General features: G+C 64.6%; 28 protein-coding genes. 7 read left to right on the top strand and 21 right to left on the bottom strand.

The genetic code is table 11. From position 1 onward, the window contains the following. The first annotated feature begins 4 nt into the window (after nucleotides 1–4). Nucleotides 5–640, top strand: a complete 636-nt coding sequence (locus tag ASF16_RS10295) for a GntR family transcriptional regulator (protein ID WP_056166040.1) — start codon at nucleotides 5–7, stop codon at nucleotides 638–640. 57 nt (nucleotides 641–697) lie between these two features. On the opposite strand, the gene ASF16_RS10290 is transcribed toward ASF16_RS10295, so the two are convergent. Beyond that, complete coding sequence (locus tag ASF16_RS10290; RefSeq protein ID WP_056166036.1) at nucleotides 698–1861, bottom strand: diguanylate cyclase; 1164 nt, start codon at nucleotides 1859–1861, stop codon at nucleotides 698–700. 444 nt (nucleotides 1862–2305) lie between these two features. On the opposite strand from ASF16_RS10290, the gene ASF16_RS10285 reads away from it, so the two are divergent. Beyond that, nucleotides 2306–4165, top strand: a complete 1860-nt coding sequence (locus tag ASF16_RS10285; RefSeq protein ID WP_056166035.1) for a long-chain fatty acid--CoA ligase — start codon at nucleotides 2306–2308, stop codon at nucleotides 4163–4165. On the opposite strand, the gene ASF16_RS10280 is transcribed toward ASF16_RS10285, so the two are convergent. Together ASF16_RS10280 and ASF16_RS10275 are read right to left on the bottom strand one after the other, a co-directional pair. Further along, nucleotides 4162–5121 carry a GSU2403 family nucleotidyltransferase fold protein gene (locus ASF16_RS10280; protein WP_056166030.1) on the bottom strand — a complete coding sequence of 320 codons (960 nt, stop codon included), beginning with the start codon at nucleotides 5119–5121 and terminating at the stop codon, nucleotides 4162–4164. The two genes, ASF16_RS10285 and ASF16_RS10280, sit on opposite strands and share 4 nt — an antisense overlap. A 71-nt stretch (nucleotides 5122–5192) precedes the next feature. Then, a complete protein-coding gene (locus ASF16_RS10275; protein WP_056166027.1) occupies nucleotides 5193–6344 on the bottom strand; it encodes a saccharopine dehydrogenase family protein in 1152 nt (383 codons plus the stop codon). A 178-nt stretch (nucleotides 6345–6522) separates the two neighbouring features. Between ASF16_RS10275 and ASF16_RS10270 the strand changes: the two genes are divergently transcribed. After that, nucleotides 6523–6969, top strand: a complete 447-nt coding sequence (locus ASF16_RS10270; RefSeq protein WP_056166024.1) for an Lrp/AsnC family transcriptional regulator — start codon at nucleotides 6523–6525, stop codon at nucleotides 6967–6969. Nucleotides 6970–7100: 131 nt separating this feature from the next. Here ASF16_RS10270 and ASF16_RS10265 read toward each other — a convergent pair whose 3' ends face one another. The 3 genes from ASF16_RS10265 to ASF16_RS10255 all read right to left on the bottom strand — a co-directional run bounded on the left by ASF16_RS10265 (nucleotide 7101) and on the right by ASF16_RS10255 (nucleotide 9225). Then, the gene (locus ASF16_RS10265) at nucleotides 7101–7688 is read right to left on the bottom strand and encodes a lysophospholipid acyltransferase family protein (RefSeq protein ID WP_056166021.1); all 588 of its coding nucleotides are present in this window, start codon (nucleotides 7686–7688) and stop codon (nucleotides 7101–7103) included. A 521-nt stretch (nucleotides 7689–8209) separates the two neighbouring features. Next, the gene (locus ASF16_RS10260; protein ID WP_056166018.1) at nucleotides 8210–8509 is read right to left on the bottom strand and encodes a hypothetical protein; all 300 of its coding nucleotides are present in this window, start codon (nucleotides 8507–8509) and stop codon (nucleotides 8210–8212) included. A gap of 5 nt (nucleotides 8510–8514) precedes the next feature. Further along, nucleotides 8515–9225, bottom strand: a complete 711-nt coding sequence (locus ASF16_RS10255) for an SOS response-associated peptidase family protein (protein WP_056166016.1) — start codon at nucleotides 9223–9225, stop codon at nucleotides 8515–8517. A gap of 137 nt (nucleotides 9226–9362) precedes the next feature. Here ASF16_RS10255 and ASF16_RS10250 point away from each other — a divergent pair, with 137 nt between their 5' ends. The 4 genes from ASF16_RS10250 to ASF16_RS25415 all read left to right on the top strand — a co-directional run bounded on the left by ASF16_RS10250 (nucleotide 9363) and on the right by ASF16_RS25415 (nucleotide 12768). Continuing rightward, nucleotides 9363–9743, top strand: a complete 381-nt coding sequence (locus tag ASF16_RS10250; protein ID WP_369817134.1) for a LexA family protein — start codon at nucleotides 9363–9365, stop codon at nucleotides 9741–9743. Next, nucleotides 9740–9883 (top strand): LexA family protein, encoded by a 144-nt coding sequence (locus ASF16_RS27130; protein WP_369817133.1) that lies wholly within the window; start codon nucleotides 9740–9742, stop codon nucleotides 9881–9883. Before ASF16_RS10250 ends, ASF16_RS27130 begins: the two co-directional genes overlap by 4 nt. 26 nt (nucleotides 9884–9909) lie before the next feature. Further along, the gene (locus tag ASF16_RS10245; RefSeq protein WP_056166508.1) at nucleotides 9910–11211 is read left to right on the top strand and encodes a Y-family DNA polymerase; all 1302 of its coding nucleotides are present in this window, start codon (nucleotides 9910–9912) and stop codon (nucleotides 11209–11211) included. A 69-nt stretch (nucleotides 11212–11280) separates the two neighbouring features. Further along, on the top strand, nucleotides 11281–12768 hold the full coding sequence (locus ASF16_RS25415; protein ID WP_082516836.1) for a P-loop NTPase fold protein: 1488 nt from the start codon (nucleotides 11281–11283) through the stop codon (nucleotides 12766–12768). Here the strand turns inward: ASF16_RS25415 and ASF16_RS10240 are convergent, their stop codons facing one another. Genes ASF16_RS10240 through ASF16_RS10175 form a run of 15 tightly spaced genes read right to left on the bottom strand, consistent with a single transcriptional unit; the run spans nucleotide 12769 to nucleotide 25612 of the window. Continuing rightward, entirely contained in the window at nucleotides 12769–13281 is a 513-nt protein-coding gene (locus ASF16_RS10240; protein WP_056166013.1) for a hypothetical protein, read from the bottom strand. Continuing rightward, nucleotides 13278–13886 carry a glycoside hydrolase family protein gene (locus ASF16_RS10235; RefSeq protein ID WP_056166010.1) on the bottom strand — a complete coding sequence of 203 codons (609 nt, stop codon included), beginning with the start codon at nucleotides 13884–13886 and terminating at the stop codon, nucleotides 13278–13280. The genes ASF16_RS10240 and ASF16_RS10235 overlap by 4 nt, the downstream gene beginning before the upstream one ends. After that, the gene (locus ASF16_RS10230) at nucleotides 13883–14200 is read right to left on the bottom strand and encodes a hypothetical protein (RefSeq protein ID WP_056166007.1); all 318 of its coding nucleotides are present in this window, start codon (nucleotides 14198–14200) and stop codon (nucleotides 13883–13885) included. The genes ASF16_RS10235 and ASF16_RS10230 overlap by 4 nt, the downstream gene beginning before the upstream one ends. A gap of 39 nt (nucleotides 14201–14239) precedes the next feature. Then, nucleotides 14240–14617 carry a hypothetical protein gene (locus ASF16_RS26530; RefSeq protein WP_200926887.1) on the bottom strand — a complete coding sequence of 126 codons (378 nt, stop codon included), beginning with the start codon at nucleotides 14615–14617 and terminating at the stop codon, nucleotides 14240–14242. After that, complete coding sequence (locus tag ASF16_RS10220) at nucleotides 14577–15263, bottom strand: DUF4376 domain-containing protein (RefSeq protein WP_235507324.1); 687 nt, start codon at nucleotides 15261–15263, stop codon at nucleotides 14577–14579. The genes ASF16_RS26530 and ASF16_RS10220 overlap by 41 nt, the downstream gene beginning before the upstream one ends. Continuing rightward, nucleotides 15227–15739: a discoidin domain-containing protein gene (locus ASF16_RS26105; protein WP_156372018.1), complete on the bottom strand. Its 513-nt coding sequence runs from the start codon at nucleotides 15737–15739 to the stop codon at nucleotides 15227–15229. The genes ASF16_RS10220 and ASF16_RS26105 overlap by 37 nt, the downstream gene beginning before the upstream one ends. A 2-nt stretch (nucleotides 15740–15741) precedes the next feature. Next, nucleotides 15742–16209 (bottom strand): hypothetical protein, encoded by a 468-nt coding sequence (locus ASF16_RS10215; protein WP_056165999.1) that lies wholly within the window; start codon nucleotides 16207–16209, stop codon nucleotides 15742–15744. A 2-nt stretch (nucleotides 16210–16211) separates the two neighbouring features. Beyond that, nucleotides 16212–16934: a hypothetical protein gene (locus ASF16_RS10210; RefSeq protein WP_056165997.1), complete on the bottom strand. Its 723-nt coding sequence runs from the start codon at nucleotides 16932–16934 to the stop codon at nucleotides 16212–16214. Nucleotides 16935–16950: 16 nt separating this feature from the next. Further along, nucleotides 16951–17271, bottom strand: a complete 321-nt coding sequence (locus tag ASF16_RS10205; protein WP_056165994.1) for a hypothetical protein — start codon at nucleotides 17269–17271, stop codon at nucleotides 16951–16953. Further along, a complete protein-coding gene (locus ASF16_RS10200) occupies nucleotides 17264–17593 on the bottom strand; it encodes a hypothetical protein (protein ID WP_056165992.1) in 330 nt (109 codons plus the stop codon). The genes ASF16_RS10205 and ASF16_RS10200 overlap by 8 nt, the downstream gene beginning before the upstream one ends. A 10-nt stretch (nucleotides 17594–17603) precedes the next feature. Further along, on the bottom strand, nucleotides 17604–18224 hold the full coding sequence (locus ASF16_RS10195; RefSeq protein WP_056165989.1) for a hypothetical protein: 621 nt from the start codon (nucleotides 18222–18224) through the stop codon (nucleotides 17604–17606). Beyond that, complete coding sequence (locus ASF16_RS10190) at nucleotides 18221–19495, bottom strand: carboxypeptidase-like regulatory domain-containing protein (RefSeq protein WP_056165986.1); 1275 nt, start codon at nucleotides 19493–19495, stop codon at nucleotides 18221–18223. Before ASF16_RS10190 ends, ASF16_RS10195 begins: the two co-directional genes overlap by 4 nt. 2 nt (nucleotides 19496–19497) lie before the next feature. After that, nucleotides 19498–19773: a hypothetical protein gene (locus ASF16_RS10185; RefSeq protein ID WP_056165983.1), complete on the bottom strand. Its 276-nt coding sequence runs from the start codon at nucleotides 19771–19773 to the stop codon at nucleotides 19498–19500. Nucleotides 19774–19775: 2 nt separating this feature from the next. After that, the gene (locus ASF16_RS10180) at nucleotides 19776–22847 is read right to left on the bottom strand and encodes a hypothetical protein (protein WP_056165980.1); all 3072 of its coding nucleotides are present in this window, start codon (nucleotides 22845–22847) and stop codon (nucleotides 19776–19778) included. A gap of 5 nt (nucleotides 22848–22852) precedes the next feature. Further along, nucleotides 22853–25612 carry a tape measure protein gene (locus ASF16_RS10175; RefSeq protein WP_082516835.1) on the bottom strand — a complete coding sequence of 920 codons (2760 nt, stop codon included), beginning with the start codon at nucleotides 25610–25612 and terminating at the stop codon, nucleotides 22853–22855. Nucleotides 25613–25668: the final 56 nt, after the last annotated feature.

Here is a 25668-nt window from a genome sequence, read left to right as displayed (position 1 = left end):
GCCCATGTCCGCTGTCACCCTCACGCCCCGCGCCCTCTATGAAGAAGTTGCTGAGCAACTGCGCCAGCGCATCTTCCGGCGCGAGCTGGAGCCCGGCAGCTGGATCGACGAGCTCAAGATCGCCGAAGAGTTCGGCATCAGCCGCACCCCCCTGCGCGAGGCATTGAAGGTGCTGGCCGCCGAGGGCCTGGTCACGATGAAGGTGCGCCGTGGCGCCTATGTGACCGAGATGAGCGAGAAGGATCTGCGCGACGTGTACCACCTGCTGAGCCTGCTGGAGAGCGATGCCGCCGGCGTGGTGGCCACCAGTGCCGACCCGGCGCAACTGCAGGCACTGCAGGACCTGCACGCCGAGCTGGAGGCCGCCGCCACCGAGCGCGAGCGCTTCTTTGCCGTCAACGAGCGTTTTCACATGCTGCTGCTGGAGCTGGCCGACAACCGCTGGCGCAGCCAGATGGTGGCCGACCTGCGCAAGGTGATGAAGCTCAACCGCCACAACTCGCTGTTCAAGCAAGGGCGTATCGAGGATTCGCTGAACGAGCACCGCGCCATCCTGGCCGCCATGGTGGCCCGCGATGCCAAGGCGACCATGAAGGCCATGCAGGCCCACTTTGCGCACGGGCTGGAAGCCGCGACCTGAATTGATCCACCCTCCTGCCCCGCCGGCAATGCAACCCCGGCTATGGGCCGCGGCGCATCAGCCCGCCATCTCCACCCTATTGCGCCCCGCGGCCTTGGCGATGTAAAGCGCCTCGTCCGCGCGGCGCAGCAAGTCGCTGAAGCTGCGGTCGCCCTCGCCCGCAGCGGCCACGCCCATCGACACGGTCATCGGGATCAGCGCGCCGCTCGCATGCAGCGGCTCCCGGGCCACCAGCGCACGCAGACGCTCGCCAGCGGTCAGCGCGGCGGCAGCGTCCAACCCATCCCACAGCACCACGAACTCCTCGCCGCCATGGCGCGCCGCCAGGTCGCTGCCGCGGCACGCGGCGCGCAGGTGCTCGGCCACATGGCGCAACGCCACGTCGCCCACCTCGTGGCCATGGCGGTCATTCACTTGCTTGAAGTGGTCGATGTCGATCACAGCCAGCGCCAGGCTGCGCCCCTGCGGGTGCTGCCGCTCGGCAAACCGCCGCTCTCCCACCGTGACCAGCGTGCGCCGGTTGGGCAGGCCGGTCAGGTAGTCGGTGGACGCCGCCAGTTCCCATTGCCGGCCGATGCGTTCGGAGCACATCATCAAGAAGGCCGTGGTGCCCACCACGGGCAGCAGCGCCGTGACCATGGGGCTGGCGATGTTGATCCAGGCCCCGTCGCCGGTGATGTCGAACGACGGGCTGACGCCGCGCCCCACGAAATACGCCGCCCGGAACACCATGAACCCCGCCACCAGGGCGAACAGGCCGGCCACCACGCGGCGGCTGTGCACGCCATCGGGCGCCTTCTGCGAGACCAGCAGCATGAAGCTTGCGAGCAGCAGGAAGGTGCAGCAGGCCGACAGGATGAACACGCGCATCCGGGTGTCGGGCGCAACCACGGCAAACCACAGGATGCCGATGAACCCGACCAGCGCCGGGGCAAAAAGCCAGCGTGGGTCGGGCAAGCCGTAGAACTGGCGCAGTGCGCGCAGGTAGCCCGTGCAGCCCAGCATGACCAGGCCGTTGGCCAGTGGCGACGCCAAGCCCAGCGGCATCTGGTACTGGAACGCGTACAGCACAGCGCTGCCCGCCAGCAGCAGCGTTGCGGTGCGCCAGGTCTCGGTACACGGGCGCAGCGCCGCGGGAAAGTCCTTGCGCATCAGGCCCAGCACCCACCCGTTGGCCAGCATCATCAGCATGACAACAATGAAGATGGTGACGGGATCCATGGCGATGACGGGGGATGTGGGCAGGGTGCTGTGGCGTCGGATACCAATGGGCGGGCGGTCAACGTCGTGGCGGCCCGGTGGCGGTGGCGCCCAAGGTGGGGCATTGTGGCCGACCCAGGCCCAGGCCACCACAGGCATTGGCGCGTGTCCCAGGGGCCCGAGGGCTATGCCGCCACACGGCGGAGCGGCATGAGTGTGACCAGACGCACGTCTGCCCGCGTCTTAGCACGCTTGCACGGAGCCACTGGTTTAGTAGCTCTGGCCCTGTGCGGCGGCACACCATGCTGCGGTCAGCCCGGCCGATCATTCCGAGAATCGGAACGCACCATTTGCAACACAAGAGCGGTCGGCAAAGGCGTTTTACCCGGGTGTGGTGGGTATGATCCCGCGGGTTTTCACCGAGGCGGTGCGTTTTTGACGTGCGCCGCCTTCACCGCAGGTTCCATGGTTTCCATTCCTTCCGATATCGCCAGCGTCCAGACGCTGCCGCAGCTTCTGGCCTACCGCGCAGCGCGCACTCCCGACGCAGAGGCCTACCGCGCCTTCGACAACCCCACCCAGACCTGGACCAGCCTGTCGTGGTCAGACACCGCCCAGCGCGTCGACCAGTGGGCCCACGCCCTGGCGGCCATGCAGTTGCCCCCGGCTGCGCGCGTGGCCATCCTGCTGCCCAACGGCCTGAACGCCATGTGCGCAGACCAGTCCACGCTGGCCACGGGCGGCGTACCTGTGCCGCTGCACGCCATCGACAACCCCGGCAGCATTGCCTACATCCTGTCGGACTGCGAAGCCTCGATGCTGATCGTGGGCCAGGCCGAGCAGTGGGCCAAGGTGCAGGCCGTGGGTACGCCGTTTCCGGCACTGCGGGCCGTGGTCATTGCCGACGACGACGCCGCGGCCATCGCGGCCCTGCCACCCACCCAGGGCGGGCCCATCGTCGGGTCGCTGGCGCAGTGGCTGGCCGGTGCGCAACAGGCCGCCGCGCCCGCCGCATGGACGCCCCCTACCGAAGACGACCTGGCCGCCATCGTCTACACCTCTGGCACCACCGGCAAGCCCAAGGGCGTGATGCTGACCCACCGCAATGTGGTGAGCGACGTGAAAGCCGTGCTCGAGCGCATCGCGCCCACGGTGGACGATGTGTTTTTGTCGTTCCTTCCGCTGTCGCACACCTTCGAACGCACGGGCGGCTACTACCTGCCGATTGCCGCAGGCAGCTGCGTGGCCTATTCGCGGTCGGTGGGGCAGTTGGGCGAAGACCTCAAGACCGTGCGCCCCACGGTGCTGGTGTCGGTGCCGCGCATCTACGAGCGCATCCACGCCAAGCTGCTCGAAAAGCTGTCGCCATCGCCCTGGAAGATGCAGCTGTACGAGGCCGCCCAGCACAAGGGCTGGACGCAGTTTTGCGCCACGCAGGCCCTGGCCGCGCCGGCGGCCGACGAGGGCCGGGCCGCCGGCTGGATGGCCGCCCTGCCCTGGCCGCTGCTGCAGATGCTGGTGGCCAAGCCGCTGCTCGCGCAGTTCGGCGGGCGCGTGCGCGTGGCCGTGAGCGGCGGCGCACCGCTGTCGCCCACCATTGCCAAGTGCTTTCTGGGCCTGGGCCTGCCGCTCATCCAGGGCTACGGCATGACCGAGACCGCGCCCGTGGTGTCGGTGAACTCGCTGGATGACAACGACCCGGCCTGCGTGGGCAAGGCCCTGCCGGGCGTGGAGGTGCGCATCGGCGAGAACCGCGAGTTGCAGGTGCGCGGCCCCATCGTGATGAAGGGCTACTGGAAGCGGCCCGAAGACACCGCCCGCATCCTGAGCGCCGACGGCTGGCTGGGCACGGGCGACCAGGCCGACATCGTGGGCGGTCGCATTTACATCAAGGGCCGCATCAAGGAGATCATCGTCACCTCCACCGGCGAAAAGGTGCCACCCGGCGACCTGGAACTGGCCCTGCTGGCCGACCCGCTGCTGGAGCAGGCCTTTGTCGTGGGCGAGAACCGCCCCTTCATCGCCTGCGTGGCGGTGCTCAAGCGTGACGATTGGCAACGGCTGGCCGCGGACCTGGGCCTGTCCGCGCAAGATGCCGACAGCCTGAACCACCCGAGCGTGCACCGCGCGGTGCTGGCCCGCATCGAGAAGAACACCGCCAGCTTTGCCCGCTACGCCGTGCCCCGGGCCGTGCACTGTACGCTGGAGCCGTGGACGATTGAAAACACCTTCATGACACCCACGCTCAAACTCAAGCGCAACAACCTGATGGCGTATTTTGCGCAGGCGATTGACGGGATGTACTTGAAGCCGGGTGGGCGTTAGTCTGCACCTCCGGCCTGCCATTGCGGCAGGTATTGCGCCACCATCGCCTCCACCACTTCGGCCTGCAGGGCATCACGTCGACGCTTGAGCGGGTCGCGATCGCCCTGCCCACTCATCCACCGCTTGAAACGCGCGAATGACAGTGGATGCAAGGTGTTCATGCGGGCCATGGCTCCGCTGGAAGCAACGACTACCGCGCTGAATGGAGGCGCGTCCATCAGCACATGGGCCTTGCGAGCCTGGGTGACCCAGAAGTCGTCTTCATCGTCGCTCATCCGGATGGGGTGTGGATCTTCGCCCTGCTGTTCACGCCGCAAGATGTCCACTTCAAAGCCGTCTTGGTTGACGGCGGTGTATTTGTCCAGGTCCTTGATGCGAAAGGACTTGTCCACTTTTCGAAGCAGTCCGATCATCGAGCTGTCCACGCGGGCCAAGGCCGTAGCAAAGTGCAATCGCTTGCGAACGTCCCACAGCAAATCGATGTCCCGCGTGGCAACTGCATCGTCGTCCACGACGACACCGGCTGCCGCTTCGTAGGCATAGAGCGCATGGGTGCCCACGACGCGAAAGAAATCGCTCAGCCCCGATGAAGTCATGCGGTCCAGCACCTTGACCACGATGGGGTCGACGCGGCCCACCCGCAGAGCACGGTTCATGCGCTCGTGCTCCTTGCGCTTTTCTGCCAGCGCAGTCAGGCGGTCTTGCGCCAGTTGCTTGCGCTCCAGAAAGCGGGCGTAGGTCCGCTCTGTCTCGGGGGTTTTGGGGCCCAGGCTTTTTTCCGCGCCCTTGGGGCTGGTTCGCACCAGGTAGACAGCCTCCGGAGCCGATGGCGCCCCCTTGTGCCAGTACATTCCGCCGCGTACTTGAGATGCTTCGCGCTCCGCATCTTCCCAAGCTTCGAACACCGAAACCGCATCGATGTATTGGCGGGCAACGTTGGGACGGATTTCAAGCATTCGGTATAAATTTCAAAAATACGAAAATATACCGAACTATCAATTAAATCAATAGGTTATTCAACCATCTATTAAGCAGAAACTGCCGAAGGAAGTGCGAACAACCCGTCATTGGCAAACGCCACCCCAAACCGGTTCGCCAAGAAGTCCCCCAGCCGCACCGCCTCTTGCCCCACAAACCCGTGCTGCGGCAACTGTCCCAGTGCCACCAGGTCCAGCGCCGTGCAGATACCCGCCGCGGTGGTGAGCTGGATGGCGCTGAGCCTGTGCCCGGCCACCTCGGTGCCCACGATGCGGGCCGAATACGAGTCCTGCACCAGCCGCCCGCCGCGCATGCCCGCCGCCGTGGCAAAGATGACGATCACGTCTTGGTCGGTGGTGGGCACCGCCGTCTCCAGAATGTCTTTCAGCAGGTCTCGCCGCTCGCGCAGGCGCAGGTCGTTGAGCAGCAGCTTCAGGATGGCGCAGTGGCCGGGGTAGCGGATGGATTGGTAGTCCACCTGCCGCGCCCTGCCCGCCAGGGTTTCGGTCAGCGTACCCAGGCCCCCTGAGGTGTTGAAGGCCTCGTATTCAACGCCATCCAGCGCAAAAGTCTCCAGCCCTTCCAGCGCCGGGACGGTGGTGCGTACACCGTCCACAATGGCTTCGCAGGGGTTGCAGTACTCGTTGATCAAGCCTTCGGTGCTCCAGGTCAGGTTGTAGCGCAGGGCGCCCTGCGGATAGCGCGGCAGCGCCCCAACGCGCATGCGCAAGGTGTGCAGAGTGTCGAACCGGCGGGCCAGATCGTTGCCCACGATGCCGATGAACCCCGGCGCCAGGCCACACTGGGGCATGAGCACGCTGCCTGCGCCAGCAGCCGCCAGCGAGCGGATGTCCTGCGTGCTCTGCACGTCCTCGGTCAGGTCGAAGTAGTGCACCCCGGCCTTCACACACAAAGTAGCCACTGGTACGGCACGGTGGAAAGGCAGTGCGTTCAGCACCGCGAATCGGCCTGCAATGGCGGCCTCCAGACTGGCGTCATCGGAAATCGACCGCGTAGCGACACCGAGGGCGGCCACCTCGGCCAGGCGTACGGGGTCCCGGTCGGCAACCTCGATGTCGTAGTCCCCAGACTGCTGCAGCAGCAATGCCATGGCGAAGCCGATGTGACCGGCGCCCAGTATGGTCACGGCAAGGCGCCCTGCTGACGGTTGGCCCTGTGATTGGAAGGATGTGGATTGCATGGCGTACTCCTGGTGGCATTGCCCCGGCCTGCATGTGGGGCCATCAAGGGGATAGTGCATTGATGCTAGGCGGGAGCACTGTCGATGTGTAGTACCTAAAACGTCGAAAACCCTTTAGTCTTAGGTCGTATCGGCGATTCCTATCGCCTCAATGACTTATTGATAGACGAAGGCCTGCATGACCCCCTTGGACGACACCGACCGCCAGTTGCTCAGCCTGCTGCAAGCCAATGCCCGCGAAGGCACTGCCAACCTCGCGCGCAAAATAGGATTGGCGCGCACCACCGTGGTAGCGCGCATTGCCCGCTTGGAGAGATCTGGCGTGGTGGCTGGCTATGGTGTGCGCCTGGGGCCGCAGCTGGAGGCTTTGGCCGTGCGGGCGTGGTGCTCTCTGAACGTCTTGCCCAGGACCGCACCGGCCGTGCTGCGCGCGCTGCAGGCCATGCCCGAGGTGGAAGAGGTCTCGGCCGTGAGCGGGCCGTTCGACTACTTGGTGTTTCTGCGCTGCACCAGCCACGAGCAGCTCGACACCCTGCTCGACCGCCTGGGCCAGCTCGACGGGGTGCACCAGACGCAGACCAGCATCGTGCTCAGCCGCAAGATCGACCGTCGAAGCGTGGGGTGACCGATCCAGGTCAGGCACCCCGGGGTAGATTCGATTGCTATCAATAAAATAGCTGTTAGCGCTTCACTAGCAAGCGGTAGAGGCTATTTTTACGCTCATAGAGGCCAGGCAGATCAGGCAGGCCGCGCGTATCACGCATCGAACTGCGTCGGGTTCTTGCCACGAATGGGCGCATAGAACGCCTTGATGCTCGCCATGTCGCGCTCCACATCACCCGTGGGTTCGAACACCGGCCCCAGCCCGCCCACCTTGCGGCCGTAGTCCACAAACGCCAGCACGATGGGCACGCCGGCCTGCTGGGCAATGTAGTAAAAACCCGTCTTCCAATGGCGCGTCTTGCCACGCGTGCCCTCGGGCGGCACGATGAGCTGCATGGGCCCGTCCGCATCCCGCATGGCCTGGGCCGAGTTGGCCACCAGGTTGTTCGCCTGACTCCGATTCACCGGAATGCCGCCCAGCCAGCGCATCACGCCGCCAAACGGCGCCCTGAACAGGCTCTGCTTGCCCATCCAGTACACCCGCAGGCGCAGCGAAAAAGCCAGCATCAGCGTGTACGGCAGGTCCCAGTTGCTGGTGTGCGGCGCGGCGATCAGCACGCTTTTGGCAGCATGGGCGGGCAAGGCGCCCTCCACCCGCCAACCCGTCAGGCGCAAGGTGGCGCGCGACAGGGCGCGCAGCAGGGTGTTGACAACCGGCGTGTCAAAAATCGTGTGGTGCATGGGGAATACAGCGGCAAGCAGGGCCGCAGGACGCGGCGGCACGACCGGTCCTGCAGACATCACAGGTCGTACATCAGAAGAAAAGCGCCGCGAGTATCGCCGATGCCGCCTTGGCCCTGCCTTGCGGCTGGACAAGGGCTGGAGTCATTATGGCGGTGTATACGCCAAGCACTACTGTTTTGATAGCTATTGGCGCTTGCCTAGCAAGCGGTAGCACCGAATTTTTCTCATATTCACAGGCTGGCGCGGCCGGCAAGCGGGTGGGATAATCGGGCCGTCCTTACCCCTGCAGCCTTGCGCGCGCCCTGCCGGTGTGCGCCGCTACAGCCCTCTCTTTTGTCTTGCTTCTATCTCCCTTGCCTTTTGTGACTGCCGTGGAATCCCCTGCTTTGAGCCCCTGGCGCATGTCCGTCGCGCCCATGATGGATTGGACGCGCAATCCATAAATTTGATTAAAAATCAAATAGTTGCGTCTTTCGACAGATGACGCGTAGCACTACAGCAGCTTCACCCTGTCGCCTCTACACCGTCTCGACGGGCTTGAGCGACAACCAAACCAGCTCCCCCGCGGCCTTACTGGCCGCATCCTGCAGGCGGTTGAACAGCTCCAGGCGTTCATCGAGATTGTCAGCGGCCTTCCCCAACTCCGCGCGCTGCTCCGGCGGGCAGTCATCCCAAGCCGTCAGGTAGTCCATAGCGGTGAGTGCGTCCCACACGCTGTGCCGACTGCCTTCGAGCACGCGGTCCACAGCGGCCGACGCCCGGGCGCGCTGGTCCGGGGTAACCTCCCCGCCCGCGCTCTTTCTGAATATCACTTCCATCGCTCTTACTCCTGCGGATCGAGGTCGCTCACGATTACGAGCTGCACCTCTTTTGTCGGATCTTGCGGGCCGTGTTTGAACAGCTCAACCGGCGGCAGCTGAATCAGGGCCTCGGCCTGCTCGATGGTGCCGTGCAGCCAGGTGTGCCAGTCGACTTTTTCCAGCGGCACCACGGTGCGCTTGTCCTGCATGTGGGGCGGGCGCTTGGGGTCGGGCCGGTGCATCAACCTCAGCAGTGGATGCACGTCGCAGTTCTGCGTGACCATGGTGAAGTTGAGCAACACCTCGCCCGTGGCCGGGTCTGTCCACTCGTTCCACAGGCCAGCCAGGCCCCACGGCTCGCCATCGGCGCGGGAGAACTGCCACGCGGTATGCACGCCGTCTTGCCAATACGGCTCGACGTAACTCTTCGCGGGGATGATGCAGCGCTGACCACGGCGCCACGGGCCGCCGTAGGTCCACGATTTGGCCATCCCCTCGCGCCTTGCGTTGACGGTCGACAAACGCTTGCCGTCCTTGCCCTTGGGAATGCTGGTTTGCGAGTCCGGCGGGATCATGCCCCACTGGCCCACAACAAGCTCTGCAGCCTGCCCGGCGCCCCGCAAGAACGGCCCACGGTACAGCGGGCTCATCTTGTCGCGCCACTCTTCCTCAGGCAGATCACCGAAGTGCAGAACAAGCTGCTCGCGGCCGGGGACGTCGTAGAAGGTGCACATGCAGCACATTCTGCCGCGCATCGGATACACTGTAAATATGTACAGTCTTTTGGATTCCCCGCTGCCGGTGCCCTACGACGTGGCCGTGCANGGTGCACATGCAGCACATTCTGCCGCGCATCGGATACACTGTAAATATGTACAGTCTTTTGGATTCCCCGCTGCCGGTGCCCTACGACGTGGCCGTGCAGTCGCTCGCTCTGCCGATCTGCGGCGTGAGCGTGCGCGCGGGGTTTCCATCACCTGCCGACGACTTCGTGGTCGAGCGGCTGGACATCATGCAGCTGCTGGTGGTGCACCCCCAAGCCACCTACTTCTGGCGAGTCAAAGGCGACTCCATGCGCGATGCCGGCATCGAGGACGGCAGCATCATTGCCGTGGACAAGGCAGTACGGCCGAAGCATGGGCTCATCGTCGTGGCAATCGTGGACGGCGAGTGCACGGTGAAGTACCTCTACCAACGCGCAGGCCGCATCAAGCTGCGCGCGGCGCAATCGTGGACGGCGAGTGCACGGTGAAGTACCTCTACCAACGCGCAGGCCGCATCAAGCTGCGCGCGGCCAATCCCACGTATCCGGACATCATCCCCCGCGACAGCCAGACGATTGACGTGTGGGGCGTGGTGCGTGGATGCGTGAAGATTTTCCCGACCAGCTAACCGAGGGCGCCAGCGAGTGCACTGCCATGTATGCCTTGGTCGATGGGAACAACTTCTACGTTTCGTGTGAACGGGTGTTCCGGCCGTCACTGAACGGCCGGCCCGTGGTGGTGCTGAGCAACAACGATGGGTGCGCAATCGCGCGGTCCAATGAAGCCAAGGCGCTGGGCATCAAGATGGGTGCGCCGTGGTTCCAGATCCAGCACATGGAAGACACGCACGGCCTGGTGGCCCTGAGCGCGAACTTCACTCTGTACGGTGACATGAGCAACCGGATGATGAGCCTGGCCGCAGGCCTCGGGCCCACGCAGGAGATTTACTCGATCGATGAAAGCTTCATCGGGCTGGAGGGCATGCGGGGCGATCTGACCCGGCGATCACAGGCCATCCGCGACCGCATCGACAGGTGGGTGGGCATACCCTGTGGGGTGGGCATTGCGCCCACGATGACCCTGGCCAAGCTGGCCAACCACATCGCCAAGACGGCCGAGCGCAAGCCCGGTAGCTACCCCAGCGAACTGGCCCAGGTCTGCAACCTGGCCGCCCTGCCCGCGCAGGACTTCGACGACGTGCTGGCCGCGACGCTGGTGGAAGAAGTGTGGGGCGTGGGCCGCAAGATCGGCGCGCAGTTGCACGCAGGCGGCATCCACACAGTGCTGGACCTTGTGCGCATGGACCCGGCCACCGTGCGCCGGCGCTGGAGCGTCGTGCTGGAGCGCACAGTGCGCGAGCTGCAAGGCATGCAATGCATGCAGCTGGACGATGCGCCGGACCCCAAGAAAGAAATTGCATGCACTCGATCATTCGGTAGCACCGTGACGGATCTCCCCCCGCTGGTCGAGGCCGTGAGTGAGTTTGCGAGTCGGGCCGCGGAAAAGCTGCGCAAGCAGGACAGCCTGGCCAGCCAGTTGCTCGTTTTCTGCCACACCTCACCGTTCCGCGACGGGCCGCGGTTCAACAAGTCGGTTGTGGTGCCGCTGCGCAGGCCCACGGCGGACACAGGGAACCTCGTATGGGCGGCGGCCGCCGGCATGCGGCGGATGTACGAGCCAGGCTATCGGATGGCGAAGGCCGGGGTGATGCTGCTGGACCTGATGCCTGGCAACGTGCTGCAGGGCGAGCTGGATCTGGAAGACGAGGACCACCGGGACCGCAGCAAGCTGTTCGAGACCATTGACGCACTCAACACGCGTTACGGCAAGGGGACCGTGCACTCAGCCGCTACTGGTGGCAGCAACAAGGCCGAAAAGGTGTGGGGAATGAAGCAGGAGAGGCGCACGCCGCAGTACACGACACGGTGGGAGGATGTGCCTATTGCGCGGGCTTAGGTTGTAAGCTAACTTTATGCGGAACCTTGCCGATGGCGGTCAAGTAATTAGTGCACGATAAGGGAGATTATGAATAAGGACCATTGGGGTGACGACCTCATGAAGAGGGAAGCATCTGGCAACTTTCTCTACAAGCTTGTTCAGGCTAAGTACAAGGCGATTGCGGCGTCCCCAAAAAGCGCATCCCTCACGTTTGCATTGGATGGAGGTTGGGGCACAGGAAAATCATTCTTTGTAGAGCGCTGGAGCAAAGACATCGAAAATCAACAACACGCAGTTATACGATTTGATGCCTGGAAAAATGATCTTAGCGACGATCCGTTAATCGGCTTCATGGCTGAGTTGAATTCAACTCTCAAACCGTTCATTGATGAAATACCTGCATTGAGCGAAGAATCAAAAAAGAAACTTCTAGCGCAAGCCAAAAAGGTAGTATCAAACAGCCGCAAAGCCATCTTTCCAGCATTGAAGCAACTAGGCAAGGGACTGGCAACGAGGTATATGACGTTAGAAGGCGCGGAACAAGTCCAAAGCATTCTAATGGAAGATGCCGATGCAAGTATCGAAATAAAAGAGCAGAAAAAAATTACCGACAAAGCAATTGAAAATTTTTTCAATGGTGTACTAAAGAGTCACACCAGTCAAAAAATGGCGATCGCTGATTTCATTTCTGAGCTTGAACGGCTCGCTTCATATCTAGAAAGCACAAATGAAATCAATCTTCCCATATACATTTTTATTGATGAATTGGACCGTTGCAGGCCAAGCTATGCGATTCGATTGCTCGAAGGAATAAAGCATGTTTTGAACGCACGAGGCGTCTGCTTTATTATAAGTACGAATTTAACTCAGCTATCGCATTCAATAAAATCAGTTTATGGAGCGGGGTTTGATGGGCAAAACTACCTAAAAAGGTTTTTCGATTTTGAATACAAATTGCCAGCTCCAGACAATCTGGCTCACGCACGCAATTTGCACGACAACAGTTCCTTTTTACTTAGACCTAATTTAATTACCGGACTCGAAACACTGGACGTGCATGGCAGAAAACAAATTGTAGAGCCGCGCGATATTTTTTCCTATATTGCAAATACTTTTGAACTAGACCTAAGAAGTCAGAAACAAGTTTTCACACAAGCGGAGGGGGCGATTGCCTCGATACCGGATAATGAAAATGTATATCTAACATACATTTTCGCACTTGCCGCCTTGGCACACAAATCACCTCAAGACATTGATGGAATATTAGACGGTCGCCTCGGCAAATTCCCCACTGATAAGCTAATCACAATCAATTTCAAAACAAAATATCACGACTCCAATGGAAGCCTGAGGGATAAACAATACTCGTTAAGTGAGATATTAAATTTTTATCACAACAACGCTTTCAACCCAATAGAAAAAGTTCGCGAACAATTTCGAAACTCCAATCTTTATGACTATCCTCAATCTATGTTGGAAGGTATGTTGAATGACAGTAGCGGCAAGAGCTATTTGAATATTAAAAAATATGTGAAACTGATTCGCTTGGCAGGAGACATATCTGCAGCTAATTAACTACTTTGCGGGAGGACCAGGCCAGGCAAGCTGCGTTAATCCCGCATCAGCAGCGTGCCCTTCAGCTTTGCGCGCGAGCTCTCCACCACGTTCCGCCAGTCGTCCACCTGCAGCTGCCAGGTCTTCGAATACGGCTGTGCAGGCTGCGGCGTACTCGGCGAGGGCGGGCTGGGCAGCTCGCTCGATGCGGGCTGGCAGGCCGGCAAAGTCGCCCCGCAGGCCTGCAGTAGAAGTGCGCAGCTCACGCAGGCTGCGGTCGAGATCTTGCTGCGCAGCGGCGTTGCGCTGGCCCGTCGCTTGAAAATTGGCGAGTGCATCGTTCAGTCCTTTCTGGAATCCGGCCATGTCCTTCACAGCCTGGTTGGCGCCGGCCAGCTGGTTGCTGGTGGCCTGGTGCTTGAGCTTCTCGATTTCCAGGCCGTAGCGGTTGCTCTGGCTCCACCAGGCGGCGCCGAAGCCCACGGTGGCCGCGACAGCTGCGGCGATGAGGTGCGTAGTAAGCAGCGGGATCATGGGCGCGCCTCCGCAATCAACCCTGCGCTGAAATGCCCATCCCTGCCCCACTCCGCGCACAGCTCGCGCGTGGTGCCGCGGCGGTCGACCAGGCCGGGCAGCACGGTGGACTGGCCGTTGACGGTCCCGCGCACCCAGCGCGGCATCTGCTGGCACATGCCCACCAAGTCGCCCGCATTGCCCAGGCGCACCAGGGTCGTGCCGTCCAGCACCGACGGGCCCAGGTTGTAGACCATGTCAATGATGCTGGCGCGTACCCAGACGTTGTACGTGCCCCAGTGCTTCAGCGCGGCCTTGGCGCGACGCTCGGCGTCGAGGTACTTGGGCAGCTCGAGGCGGTGGCAATCGTCGGGCGTGTAGTACGTGCCGGGCACCACCTCGGGACCGGTGACGCCGTTGCACACGGTCAGCGGCTGGCCCTTGCCGAGCTTGTCGACATAGGGCGTGCCGATGTGCCGGCCACTGCTCTCAAAGTGCGCGCCCAGCTCCATGGCCAGCAGCACCTCAGCGCTGGGCTGCTGGGCCTGGTAGGTGGCGACGCCGGCGGCGCCCATGGTGATGGCAAGGGCGGCCTGGATGAGCCGCTTGCGGATGGCTTCTTTCATCGGAAAAATCCTTTCACTGCTGACCACACCCCGATGGCTGCGGCTGTTGCTGTGGCGATGGCGCCGACTGGCTTGGCCACCTTGCCGATCCAGTTCAAGACCTTGAACGCGCCCTGCACCGCCTGGAAGAACTCCACCAGGTCGGCCGTGTTGGCCGCCACCTGGCGCGTGGCCTCGGTGTTGGCGGCCAGCTCTTCGCGCACGGCGGCCACGTCGCCCTCGATGCGGCCCATGCGCTGGTCGCCCGCGTCGAGCCGGGCGCTGATGCCGATGCCCGCGGGCGGCGCCACGGCGTTTCCAAAATCGTCTTGCATCACTGATGTCCCTCTCTGGTGTTGTTGGTGTGGTGTCGATTACTCGGGCGACGCTGCGCCCTGCCCACCGCTGCGCGAGGTGTAGCGCGGCTCATTCGGCGGGTGGTACTCGGTGGGGTAGTTCTTGCGCGCGAACTCCTTCGTGTACGCGTGCATGCAGTGGTCTGGCCCCTGCCAGAAGAACAGCAGGTTGATGGGCCGCATGAACAGGCGCCCGAACACTTTGCCGTCGCGGTGGGCCCGGTAGCACCGGGCGCTGAGTGTTTCATCGGCATAGCTGACCGTGCCATCCAGGGGCGGGATCAACGCGTTGGCGAGCTGGTCGACGGCGATGAAGACCTGCTCACCGTAGGCACGGGCCAGGGCGCCCACGCGCTCATGCCGCGTTGGCGCTGTCGAATTGGAATCCTGCGTCATGTGCTTCGTCCTCGATGGATGCGGGCCAGCCCGCGGTGAAGTCGTAGGCGCCCGGGTCTGGGCTGGCCTGCATGGTCATGCGGTGGATCTCCGCCGCGGTGAAGATGGCTGTGTCGCTGGCAGCGGTGGATTGCACGATGCCCACCGCGAGCGCGGGCGTCATCGGCACGAAGACGGGCGACGGGCCGAAGGTGAGCGTTTTCCACTGCAGGCCCGCGGGCACGGCCTGGCCCAGCAACACCAGGCCGAGCTGCTGGATGCGGCTTTTCTCATCGCTGTGGAACCAGTGCGCGCCGACCTTCACGCCCATTGCTGCGCGGCGATCGCGCTCGGCTTTGATCGCCGCCCAGGCCGTGGCCGTGCGCTCGGCAAAATCCGCAGCGGTCAGAGGCACGACCGCCCAGGCCGTGCGCCATGCGCCACCAGAGAAGACAGGCGCGATCTGCACGGTTTTGAAGCCTGTCGGGGGCACGGTGGCCGGCGTTTCCAGCAACGGCTGATACCCAAGGTCCGACAGGTCAGCACCTTCTGCTGGCATCGACACCTGCGGGTGCGCGCGGCGGAGTTCATCAAGCGTCGCAACGGCGAGCGTGGTGGTGTGGACGTACCTCATAGAGCGAAGCTCCTGAAAGCTGTGTTCGACCAAGCTGTTTGGCCGGTGAAGGCCTTCACATCCGTGAAATTGGTGCCATCGTTAGCCCCCTGGATGATGAAATTTCTTGGCGCATAAATGACACTGCCGATGCTGCTCCCCTCCTCGTCTGGTTTGCCTGAAGGATGAAGGGCAACCTCCCTCACGACCTGGGGCGTTCCCAGGTCGAAGCGAGCCCATTCCGGTGATCCCGTAGACGGTGTTCCGGTACTAGCCCATGGTGCCCCGAGCAAGAAGTTGTTCACCATCTGGGTGGGGCCATAGCCAGGGGCCAGGGTTGATGACGCCAAGGAGGGAGTGCTTGGCGATGTAAGGTCGGGCCCGCCTACGGTGGCACGCAGCTCAACCTCATTGATCTGCACACCACCTGAACCACCACCTGCATCGGTCAGGGTCACATAGATGCGCCAGTACCGATAAGCAACCGCAGCGGCCACCTGTTGCGCAAGGAGTTTTTGCCAGAGCAGCATGGTCACTTCCCGTAGACGGTGGAGCCCACCTTCCACAGCACGATGACTGTGAAGCCGGTGGTCCTGAGCGTGGGGGCGTTGCCGTCCGCGGTGAGCCAAGTCACGCCGATGGTGGACCAGGTGATGGTGTAGGCCGTGCCGTCGTCGACCATCAGCGTCATGCCCGTGCCCGCGTTCCAGCCGGTGGCCGTCGGCGTGCGATTCGCACCCAGCGTCCAGGTCTGGATGCTGCCGTTGGCAGGTGTTATGTTCACGCTGCCGCCGTCGGTGATCGCCACCACAGTCTCCACCACCTCTTTCACAGTCTGCTGGCCGGTCCAGGAGTTCGCCTGCGCAACCAGCCATGCCTGCAGCGTGGCTTTGAGGTTGGCCCAAGTGAGCCTTTTGAGCGCGCCAGATGCCGCACTGTCCTCAAGGAACAGGCCATCACCATCGACCGGCGTGGACTTGGATGCACCCAGAATGCGCATGCTCAGCCTTGCACGATGGCGCGGTACTGGCCGGAGCTTGGCGCCGTCCCGAACGTGAGCTGCACGGTGTTCACGCCGTTCGCGACGTTGTCCACCAGCACCTGCGCGCCCCCGGATACCTCGCGCACAGTCACCGTCACGTCGAGGGTGTTCAGGTTGTGGGTCACGGTGATGGTGGTGGCCGAACCATCGCCCACGTTCGCCGCGTACTTGCGCGTGACCACTGCGGCATCGACGGAGATGACGCCGCCAGAGATGCCGATGCCGTTGCCCGCGGTGTAGCTGGTGCCCCCGCCCACCTGGGCCCACACCAGGGCCGTGGTGCCGATGGTGACCGGGCCATCCGTGGTCATGTTCCACTGGCTGTTGCCATTGGCAGTGCCTTCGGACACGAACACCGCGGCGCCCACGACCTCGCTGGCGGCATCGAAGTCAGCCGCGCGCGACCAGGCGCCGGCCGCGGCTACGTAGATGCCGTTGGCAGAGCCGGCGGATTGGCTCTTGACCAGCACCCGGTCGCCAGCGATCACGCTGACGCCGTCGATAGTCTGCGCGCCGGACAGGGTGATGTTGGCCGTGGTGGCAGCCCGCACGGGCTCCTTCCACTTCCAGCCCTGCACAGCGGCATCCAGCTGCGCCTTGGTGACGGCGTCCTGTGGGCTGGTGCCATCCCCCATGTTGACGATCTTGTTGCCGTTGGCGTCGAGGTTGTTGGTGATTTTCATGATGGTCGGTCCTCAGTCAGTTGCAGTAAGCGAAACCAGTGATTGCGGTGCTGTGGGCGACCTGCACCAGGTCGTCATCGAGATAGCGGACATCAGCCAGCACCAGGTTGCCCAGGTGGTCGGTGACGGCCACCGACGGGCGGCGGCCCAGGTTGTGAGCCACGGTCCACACGGCAGCCGCCACGGTCTGCGTGTGCACGTAGGTGCTACCGCCTGGCGGCCCGGGCTTGCCAGCGATGACCGCCGCGATGTCCGCCGGCAGCACATCGGGCGGCAGCACCACGCGCAGCGCCAGCACATCCGGCAGCAGCAGCTCGAGCTCGATGGTTTCAGGCACCGGTGGCCCCCTTGACGATGTGGAAGTGCACGGCGGTGGTGAGCAGCACAAAGCCGTCAGGGGCCGTCAGCCGCACATCGAACCGCGCGGGGCCGATGGGCCAGGCATCGGTATTGAGGCTGCGTAGCACGAGCACGCGGGCGGTGGCGGGGTCTTCCCACTCGACATCAAGCGTGGCGACGGGCGCATCCTTGTCGGTGACCACCTGCGAGGTGGGCACCCAGGTGGAAAAGTGCCCGTCGGCAAAGCGCGAGGGGATGCGCGCCATCAGCTGAAAACTGGCGCCGCGCGTGTGGTTGAAGCTTGGGCTTTGGCAAGTCATGGATAGGCCTTCATGCGGCAATGCGTTGCGTGGTCAGCAGCAGCACGGCGATCTGGTCCGCGCCGGAGAATGCCCGGGCGGTGAGCGTTTCGACGGCGGTCGAACCGGTATCGGTGTTCTTGGTCTCGACCACCAACGTGCCGCCGTAGGCGATAGCGCGGTGCCCGGAAGCGGCCACGCCCGGATCACCTGGCGCTGAATCCCACTCCACCGTCCATGTGCCGCCGGTGGCCAGCGCCATGAAGCACCGGCCCGGGAAAAGCTTGTAGTACGTGGTGTCGATGGTGAGTTCTTCGCAGATGAACCCCGCGCCGGGTACGGGCCGGGCGCGGTCGAGCCCATCGGCCGCGACGGGCACGCCCACCCAGATGGAAGACTTCAGCCCGCTGTAGTCGATGCTGGTGTCTTCGTCGTAGTAGTCGCTGAAGATCTCCGTGCGGTCATCACCCAGGGGGGTAACGGTCAGCGCCACCTCGGGCGCGGCGGCCAGCTCAGGCACCAGCCAGCCGGTGCACACAACGTCACCCGATGGCACCACGCCGCCCCCGCCGCTGGCGGCGGGCGCCGGCGCGGCGAGGCGCTGCATGCGCACGGTCAAGCCTAGGTTGGGCGAGGTCTGCACGATGGTCATACAACAACCTCCAGCTGCAGTGGCGCGAAGCCTGGCATGCGTACGGTGAGCGTGTGGGCACCGCGCGGCGTGCGGAACTGCACTTGCCCCAGTGGGTTGGTGTTGGCAGTGACGAGGCCATCCAGCGTGACGGCAGCGCCCGCCATGGGCTGGCCCAGGTCATCGAGGATGGTGAAGGTGGCCACCCCGTCGCGGTAGGTGATCGGCGCGGCCTGCGTTGGCGAGGGCACGAGGGCAGAGCCGCGGCGTACCAGGTCCACGCGCGGGGCGCTGGTCGAATGCATCTCGGCCTTGAGCGTGTAGGCGCCCCGCTCCCGGTCGAGCGTGACGGACGTCAGCACGGCCAGGCCAGCAGGCACGTGCGGGTGCGACACCTGCACGGTCATGCCCACCAGTAGTTCGCCCACGCGGTCGGACACGTCGCTGGCATCCAGCACCCAGCGGGCCCGGGCGGCATCGGCCAGACGGGCCGAGGCGATGGCCAGCGCATCGCGGGCTGTGCGCACGGCGGGCAGATCGATCTGCATAGGCAGGTCGCCCCACACGTTGACGGCCTGGGGCGCAGCCAGGTTCATGGACGCCCGGGCAGCACCGGCGGCCCAGTCGTAGGCGTACGTGACGCGGGCGGTGGTGAACAACCTGGTGTTGTCTGCCCGGGCGGTGATGGTCTCCACAACCGAAGGATCCAGGGTGGCGGCTGGCAGGCCCGGCGCGCGGCGTGTGGCCCAGCCCGGGCGCCACATGGCGCCCAGCGGCTCCACGACGGCCGCAATGGCCTCGCGCAGCGCAACCTCATCGCCGAACACAATGCCCAGCGTGGTCTGGCCGTAATCGGCATCGAGGCCCGCCCAGGCGTCGCGCGGCTCGGTGTGGCCGCACAGGCGCAGCAGCTCGCGCACGATGGCGGCGGGGGTGGCCAGCAGCTCGCCCGTGTCCGGGTGACGGCGGCCCGCCACCGTGACGGCCACGGCCAGGGCGGTGGTGGGCTGCGCCAGGCGCAGCACGGAGATAGGCCGGTCGGTAGCGTCGAGCTGCTGCACCAGCTGCCAGCCCTCGGTGGGCAGGCCGCCTACGGTGACGCGATCAATGCCCGCAATGGGATGGTCGGCCACCAGCCACTCGGCGCCCAGCAGGTCCAGCGGCACGGGGTTGACCGTGGCGCGGCCAAAAACCCAGGGCAGCATGCGGCCCGCGGCCTCGGTGCGGTACAGGGGCAGATCCTCCACCCGGCGCAGGGGGAGCTTGTCGGAGTACAGGAGGGGTGCGGCCATGGTCAAGACTCCAGATCCAGCACGACGGACGCGCCCAGGGCGACGGCCTGCACCGCACCGGCAAATACCAGCACTCCGTCCTGGCGCAGCTCGGCGCGGTGGCGCAGCAAGTTGGCAGCGGCCAGCACCTGGGTGAGCTCGCCCCGGGCGTTGTCCAGAGTGACGGGCATGTTCGGCAGCTCGCCATTGATGGAAGCGTTGGATGCGCCCACGGATGCGACTGCAGCGCCCTCAAACACCAGGGGCGGCACGGTGAAGATGGTCAGTTCGAACAGCATGCTCACACCATCACGGGCCGCAGGGGCAGAGACAGAGACACGGCGCGGGTGGCGGTGGACTGCCAATCGGTGTCGTCGCTGGCCTCAATCTGCTCGCTGTCGATCGTGCACAGCGATGCGTTGCCCGGGCTGTCGAGGTCCGGCACCATGGCCAGGGCTTCGGCACCCTGCCGCGCAGCGTGGTCCAGCAGCTCGAAAAGCTCGGCGTAGCTGTCGGCCAGCAGCGCAGCCTCTTCGCCATCCAGGTTCCACGACCAGCTGCCAGCCACACCGGCGCCGCGATACAGCGCGCTGGCGTTGATGCCCGTGCCCCGGGACAGCGCCCAGGTGCGCGAGCGGGTCATGCGAGGGGTGACGGTGGGCTGCCACCCTACCCCGGCCCACAGCCAGCCGATGGAGCCGCCCGCCCCGGCGCCGGTGATCGCCACGCGCAGGTAACGCACGGCGGTGCTGTGGGCCGCATCCACCTGGGTGAGGGCCAGCACAGGGTGCAGCACCAGCGGCTGGCTCCACTCAGTGGGCGCAGCCAGGCCACCGGACACGGTGACGGCAGCGCCTGGCGCGATGTCATGCAGGGCCAGCATGACCGCCTCGACCGGCACGGCGGCGCCCAGGTCGATATCGAGCGTGGCCACAGGGCCATCCCACGCAAATGCGCGGCCCACGCGCGGCTGGCGCAGGCGGTCGGTGCCGTAGGTGGCCACGGCCCTGAACTGCCACGCATCGGCTGGCAGGAAAGACGGAGCGGGCCCGGCCGCGGCGGTCAGCAAGAGGCCGTCGCCCAGGTCCAGCGGCGGGCCATACAGGTCGGCGGTGGACCAGGCCCCGCCGTCGCGGCGCCACCGCAGCTCGCCGCCCTCAATGTCGAACGCCAGGGTGTCGCCCACCTCGAAGGGGATGCCACCAGGCAGCAGCGCCACGTCGGCCGGGCCTGCGGTGTATGCGGCCGGTGAAGCGGGGTCATACAGCCAGTCGGCCAGCGCACCCAGCACGGAGCTGCGCGCCGTCCAGGTCTGCACAGGGCTGCCGTCCGTGCCACCCGTCAGCGGCGCGCTGCCGGCGGCGATGACCGGAATGGTGAATTTGTCACCCTCGGACCAGGCTGCCTGGTTGTGGGTGTTGGAGATACGGATGATGATCTGGTCGCCCACCTTCAGGCGGTGCTCGCACTGAGTGACCAGGCCGATGCCGAACTCTTGGGTGCTCACGATCTTGCCCTCCACGTCGCGGATGACGCTGACATAGGGCTGGTTTGTGAACATGGGGAGATAGATACCCTCGGAGTGTTCCCACAGGAACGCGCCTCCAGGGTCACGCCAGCAGGGACTCCCCTGTGCACCGCTGGCGTCAGATTTTGGGAGGATGCCCGCGTGCACTCGGCACACGTCCATCGCTGCGCTGTACTTCCTGAGCAGGGCCGCGTCGAAACCCGGGGTCTCGGTGAGACCCGCGTTCGACAGGTCCGCGAAGGGCAGGAATTCCGCCTTCAGCTCCACCACAACAGCATCCCATTCGGTGAGCGCGTCGGTGTCTTCAAAGACCTCCAGCAGCGCGTCCTGGCAGTTCTGCACCACGGCATTCACCAGCGCCACGTCGTTGGCGTCCATCTGCACCACGGCAGCGTCAGGGTGCACCCCGTCGTTGTCAGGTGCCAGGGCGATGTTGGAGCCCAGGAACTCGGCGCGCCACTGCATCAGGTCCAGCAGACGGCTTTTTACGTCAGCGTGCATGGCTCCCTCGTCTTCGGGCAACAGGCCCAGGCATTGAAGGCTGACGGGCAGCGCGGGCAGTTGCGCGCAGCTGCAATCAGCCGGGGGGCGTTTCTTGTAGACAAAAGTGACCTCCTTGTCGGTCGCGGCGATGCCGAGGATCTGCGGCTTGAAGCAGATGGCGGGGAGCCCCTCACCCGTGTTGCGGGTGGTGGGCACGAAGCGGGATTGAATTGACGCCTGCGAGCTGACGCTGCTGATGGGCGTGGGGATGGTGAAACCCACGGGCCCAGCCGTGTACGGCACGCCCGTGAAGGCGGGCGGCAACTGGCCGCTGACCCCACCGCGCACGCTCCAGTACTGGGCGCCGCCGGTGGCCCGGCCTTCGTTGGTGACCACGATGTTCTCGGTGGGCGCCGTGGGCGACACGTCGCCGACCACCATGGACTGCGAGCGGCGAACGGACGCGATCACCGGCAGCGCGTGCGCGTCGGTGCGCAGCGGAATGTCGGTGACAGCCTGGCCACCTGGTGCGCGGTCTTCCGCCACCACGCCCAGCACCTGCAGCAGCGCGCTGCGGGCCTGCACCTGGCTCAGGAAGTCGAACATCGTGACCGCGGTGTAGGTCTCGGTGTCGGTGCCGTCGGTCACGGTCAGCGTGTAGTTGCCGGCCACCGCGCGCACGCGGGTGTTTTCGGGCACCTCGTACGCCACGGCCGGATCCAGGCGGTAGCTGAAGCGGCCTTTTTCCCAGATCTTCCAGGCGCGCAACACCTGGGGGATGCCGGCGAAGGCGATGCGCAGGGCGCCCGGGGGCACCTCGGCACCGTTGCCGGCGGGTTGGCCCCAATCGAACTGAGCGCCCTCGAAGGCGGTGGACCCCACAGGGATGCTCTGCAGCGTGGCGTAAGGCAGATCGGTGTAGACCAGGCTGCGGGTGACTGACAGCTCGATGCTGTTGCCAACGACACCAGGCGCGCGGGCGGCCAGCTGCACGCCGAAGAAGTCCAGCAGCGCGGGGGTGGAGGCCTTGCCAGCGTCCAGCAGCGAGAACCGCAGGGTCTGCGGCACGGCGCCCACGTCGATGCCCTGCACCTCCAGCGTGCCATTGCCCACGCCCTGCAGCACCGGGCTGGAGGCGCGCAGCGCGCCGTCTGGCCCGCCCAGCACCTCAACGTCCACCACCGTGTCGGCGCCGCCGGTGTAGGCGCCCGACAGGCCCACGGATCCATTGCCCGCGCGGTTCTGCGCCAGCAGGTGCACCGTGGTGCTGGCGCGCTGGGTGGAAGCCGTGATGGCAGCCGCGCGCACCTTGTTGTGCGCGTTGCCGAGGATGCGGGTGCGGGTGTAGGGGGTAGCAGCCATGGCGATCAGGAGCGCATGCCCCGGCGGTTCAGGTTTTCGATAACGGGAATCAGCTGGCGGGCCATGCGCTCAGCGTCGGCACGGTTGGACAGGTCCGCACCGGGGTACACGTTGATCGTGATGCCCGTGGACATGCCGCTACCGCCGCCCCGGCCGCTGGAGCCGCTGCTGCTGGTGGTGGCAGTGGTGGGCGCGGCAGGCCTGCTGCTGGATGAGCTGGTGCTGGACGATCCGCCGACGCCATTGAGCAGTCGGGCCTCAAGCTCTTGCAGCTCGCGGCGCATGGCGGCGATCTCATTGCTACTGCCCTGGTCGGAGACGTTGCCGCCGATCTGGGCCATGAGCTTGAGCATGGTGGCCAGCTGGCGGGCCCGCTGGGCATCAGGGTTGTCGACGTTGTCCTTGCCGTAACGCTCGGCAATGTCTTTGTCGACGTTCTCTTTCGTCTCGCCAGCCAGCACGCGCTCGCCGGCGGTGTTGAGGGAGTAGCCCTCTTTGTCGATGTTCAGGCGCTTGTTGCGGGCTTCGTTCTGGCGCTCGATAGCAGCGGTTTCGCGCTCGATCAGTGCTATTTGACGCTCGCTCATATTCGCGGTCATGGTGAAGCGCATGAGCATTTCTGCCATGGCGTCTGATTGATCGGCCAGCGCCACACGTTGACGCCCCAGGGCAGACGTCACGGACTCCAGCCCACTGACAGCGCGTCCGGCCTCAAAACCCAGCGATCGGTGAACGTCAGCCAAGTCCTTCAAGCCCTTTGCGGTGGCCTCGGCGATCTGCGCCTCTTTGATCTTGACCTGCGCGGACTTCTCGGCCGCGTCCAGCTCCAGACGCTTCACATCGGTCAATTGGCCGGATGCGATCAGCTCTGCCCGCTTGGCCGCCACAGCAGCCAGCGCCGCCTCGCCCTCTGCGCGCTTCGCACGCGCCGACAGCTCAGCCAGCTGGATCTCCAGCTTGCGCAGTTCGTTGGCGGCGCGGATAGCACCCGCTTCGTCCCCTCTAGCCCGCGCCAGTTCATACACCGCGCGCTGCTGGGCCATGGCGAGCTGCACAGAAGCAGCTTCCAGGTCCAGGCTGGCGCGCTGCGCATCGGCTTTGGCTTTGATGGCCTTGAGCTGGTCTGACAGGGCATCCCGATACAGCAGCGCGGCGCGACCTGCAGCCAGCTCGGCCTGCTCCACCTGCTTGAGCGAGGCCATGCCGCCAGCCTGCGCCACGACCATGCTGTTGAGCTCCGCACGGGCAGAGGCCCATGCGGCTCCCAGCTCAGCCACGCGCGCAGAGTTGTCGCTCAACGCTTCGGCCTGGGCCTTGGACTGCTCGGCCACCAGGCGCGCGGCCTGGGCTTGGGCCACTGCTTTGTCGGTGTCTTGCTGCCGCAGGGCAATCTGCTTTTCGAGCTCGGCCAGCTCTTTCGAGCGCTCATTGCTGATCTTGCCCTTTTCGACCGCCTCCTGCTTCAGTGCAGCAAGTTGCGCCTGCATGGTGGCCAGCTCGGTCTGGCGCAGCTGTGACAGGTTGTCGAGGGCTACCGCCTCAGCCTCGGCCGCAGCGGCTTGCGCGGCACGCTTTTCGGCCTCGGTACCGAACGCTGCGGCCAGGGCCACCGACGCCTTCCCTTCAGCTTCACGAGCGGCTACCGCTTTCTCTGCTGCGGCGATCTGGTCGCGCAAGCTCACCAGAACCTGGCCGTAACCGACATTGAGCTTGATCCACGAATCGGCAGATGCGCCTGCCTTGGCGCCGGCCTGGCTGGCGGCATCGCCTGCTTGTTGCTGGGCAAGCGCCATCTTCAGCGCCGCATCTGACGTCTGATTCAAGGCGGCGCGGAGCGTTTCATTGTGCGAGGCGGCCTTCAGCAGCTTGTCGCGGCCTTCTGCCTCGAGGTCAGCAAAGGATTGTTGCAGCCCCGAAAAGTCCCAGTTGGCAACAGCAGCAATCAGGATGCCGATACTCTTGCCCAGCGACACCACAGTGTGATCCAGCAGCACCAGGCCAGCCTGCGCAATCTCAGCCCCGGTCTTCAGCGCAGACAACCCGCCGGCATCGCCAATGCTGGACGCCATGTCCGTAAATGCATTCTTGACGTTTGCAAACTCCTGCGCCAGAGTTTGAGCGCCGCCAGTCGAGCCATACAGATCATTCAGGCCTTTGGCCAGCGCCGGGAACAGGTCTTCTGCAGTGATCTTTCCCTGCTCCACGAGCTCGGACAATTCCTTGGTGGTAACGCCCAGCCCGGCAGCGGCAGCATTCAGGGCGCCCGGCAGCGCCTCGCCAAGCTGGCCACGGAGCTCTTCCATCTGCACCTGTCCCTTGCCGGCCATCTGCGCCAGGGCCTGCAGGGCGTTGCTGGTCTCGGCACTGCCCTTACCAGCGCGCGCCATGGCAACTGTCACAGCCTCGAAGACCTGCCGGGTGGCCGCGCCTTCGACGGCGGTGCCCTTGGTAGCAGCGCTCAGGCTCAGGAACGCGCGCCCCGTCTCGACCACATCCACCCCGGCCACACTCGCCATGCGGCGGACGAATTCCATGTCCTTACCAGCCTGCTCGGCGCTGCCGCTCACCGCTTTCAGACCAGCTTGCAGTGTCTCGATATCCGCTGCTGCCTGCGCCATGTTGCCAATGGCGAAAACTGCAGCAAGACGCCCCGCCAGACTGCTTGCAAGGTCACCGATTGAGGACAGCCCGCTCCGGACGTTCGCAAACACGGCGCTTGCACCGTCTTTAGCGTTGATCAGGATCTCAATGGGCTTGAAGGCCATGGTGGGCGGTGATGTGTGAAGGGTTCAGGCAATGCAGCGGCTTCAACTGCCGCCTT

The sequence above is a fragment of the Acidovorax sp. Leaf78 genome (assembly GCF_001422735.1).
Lineage (GTDB): Bacteria > Pseudomonadota > Gammaproteobacteria > Burkholderiales > Burkholderiaceae_C > Acidovorax.
Note: the sequence above shows the minus strand (reverse complement) of the source record. Positions and strands in the feature narration are given on the sequence as shown.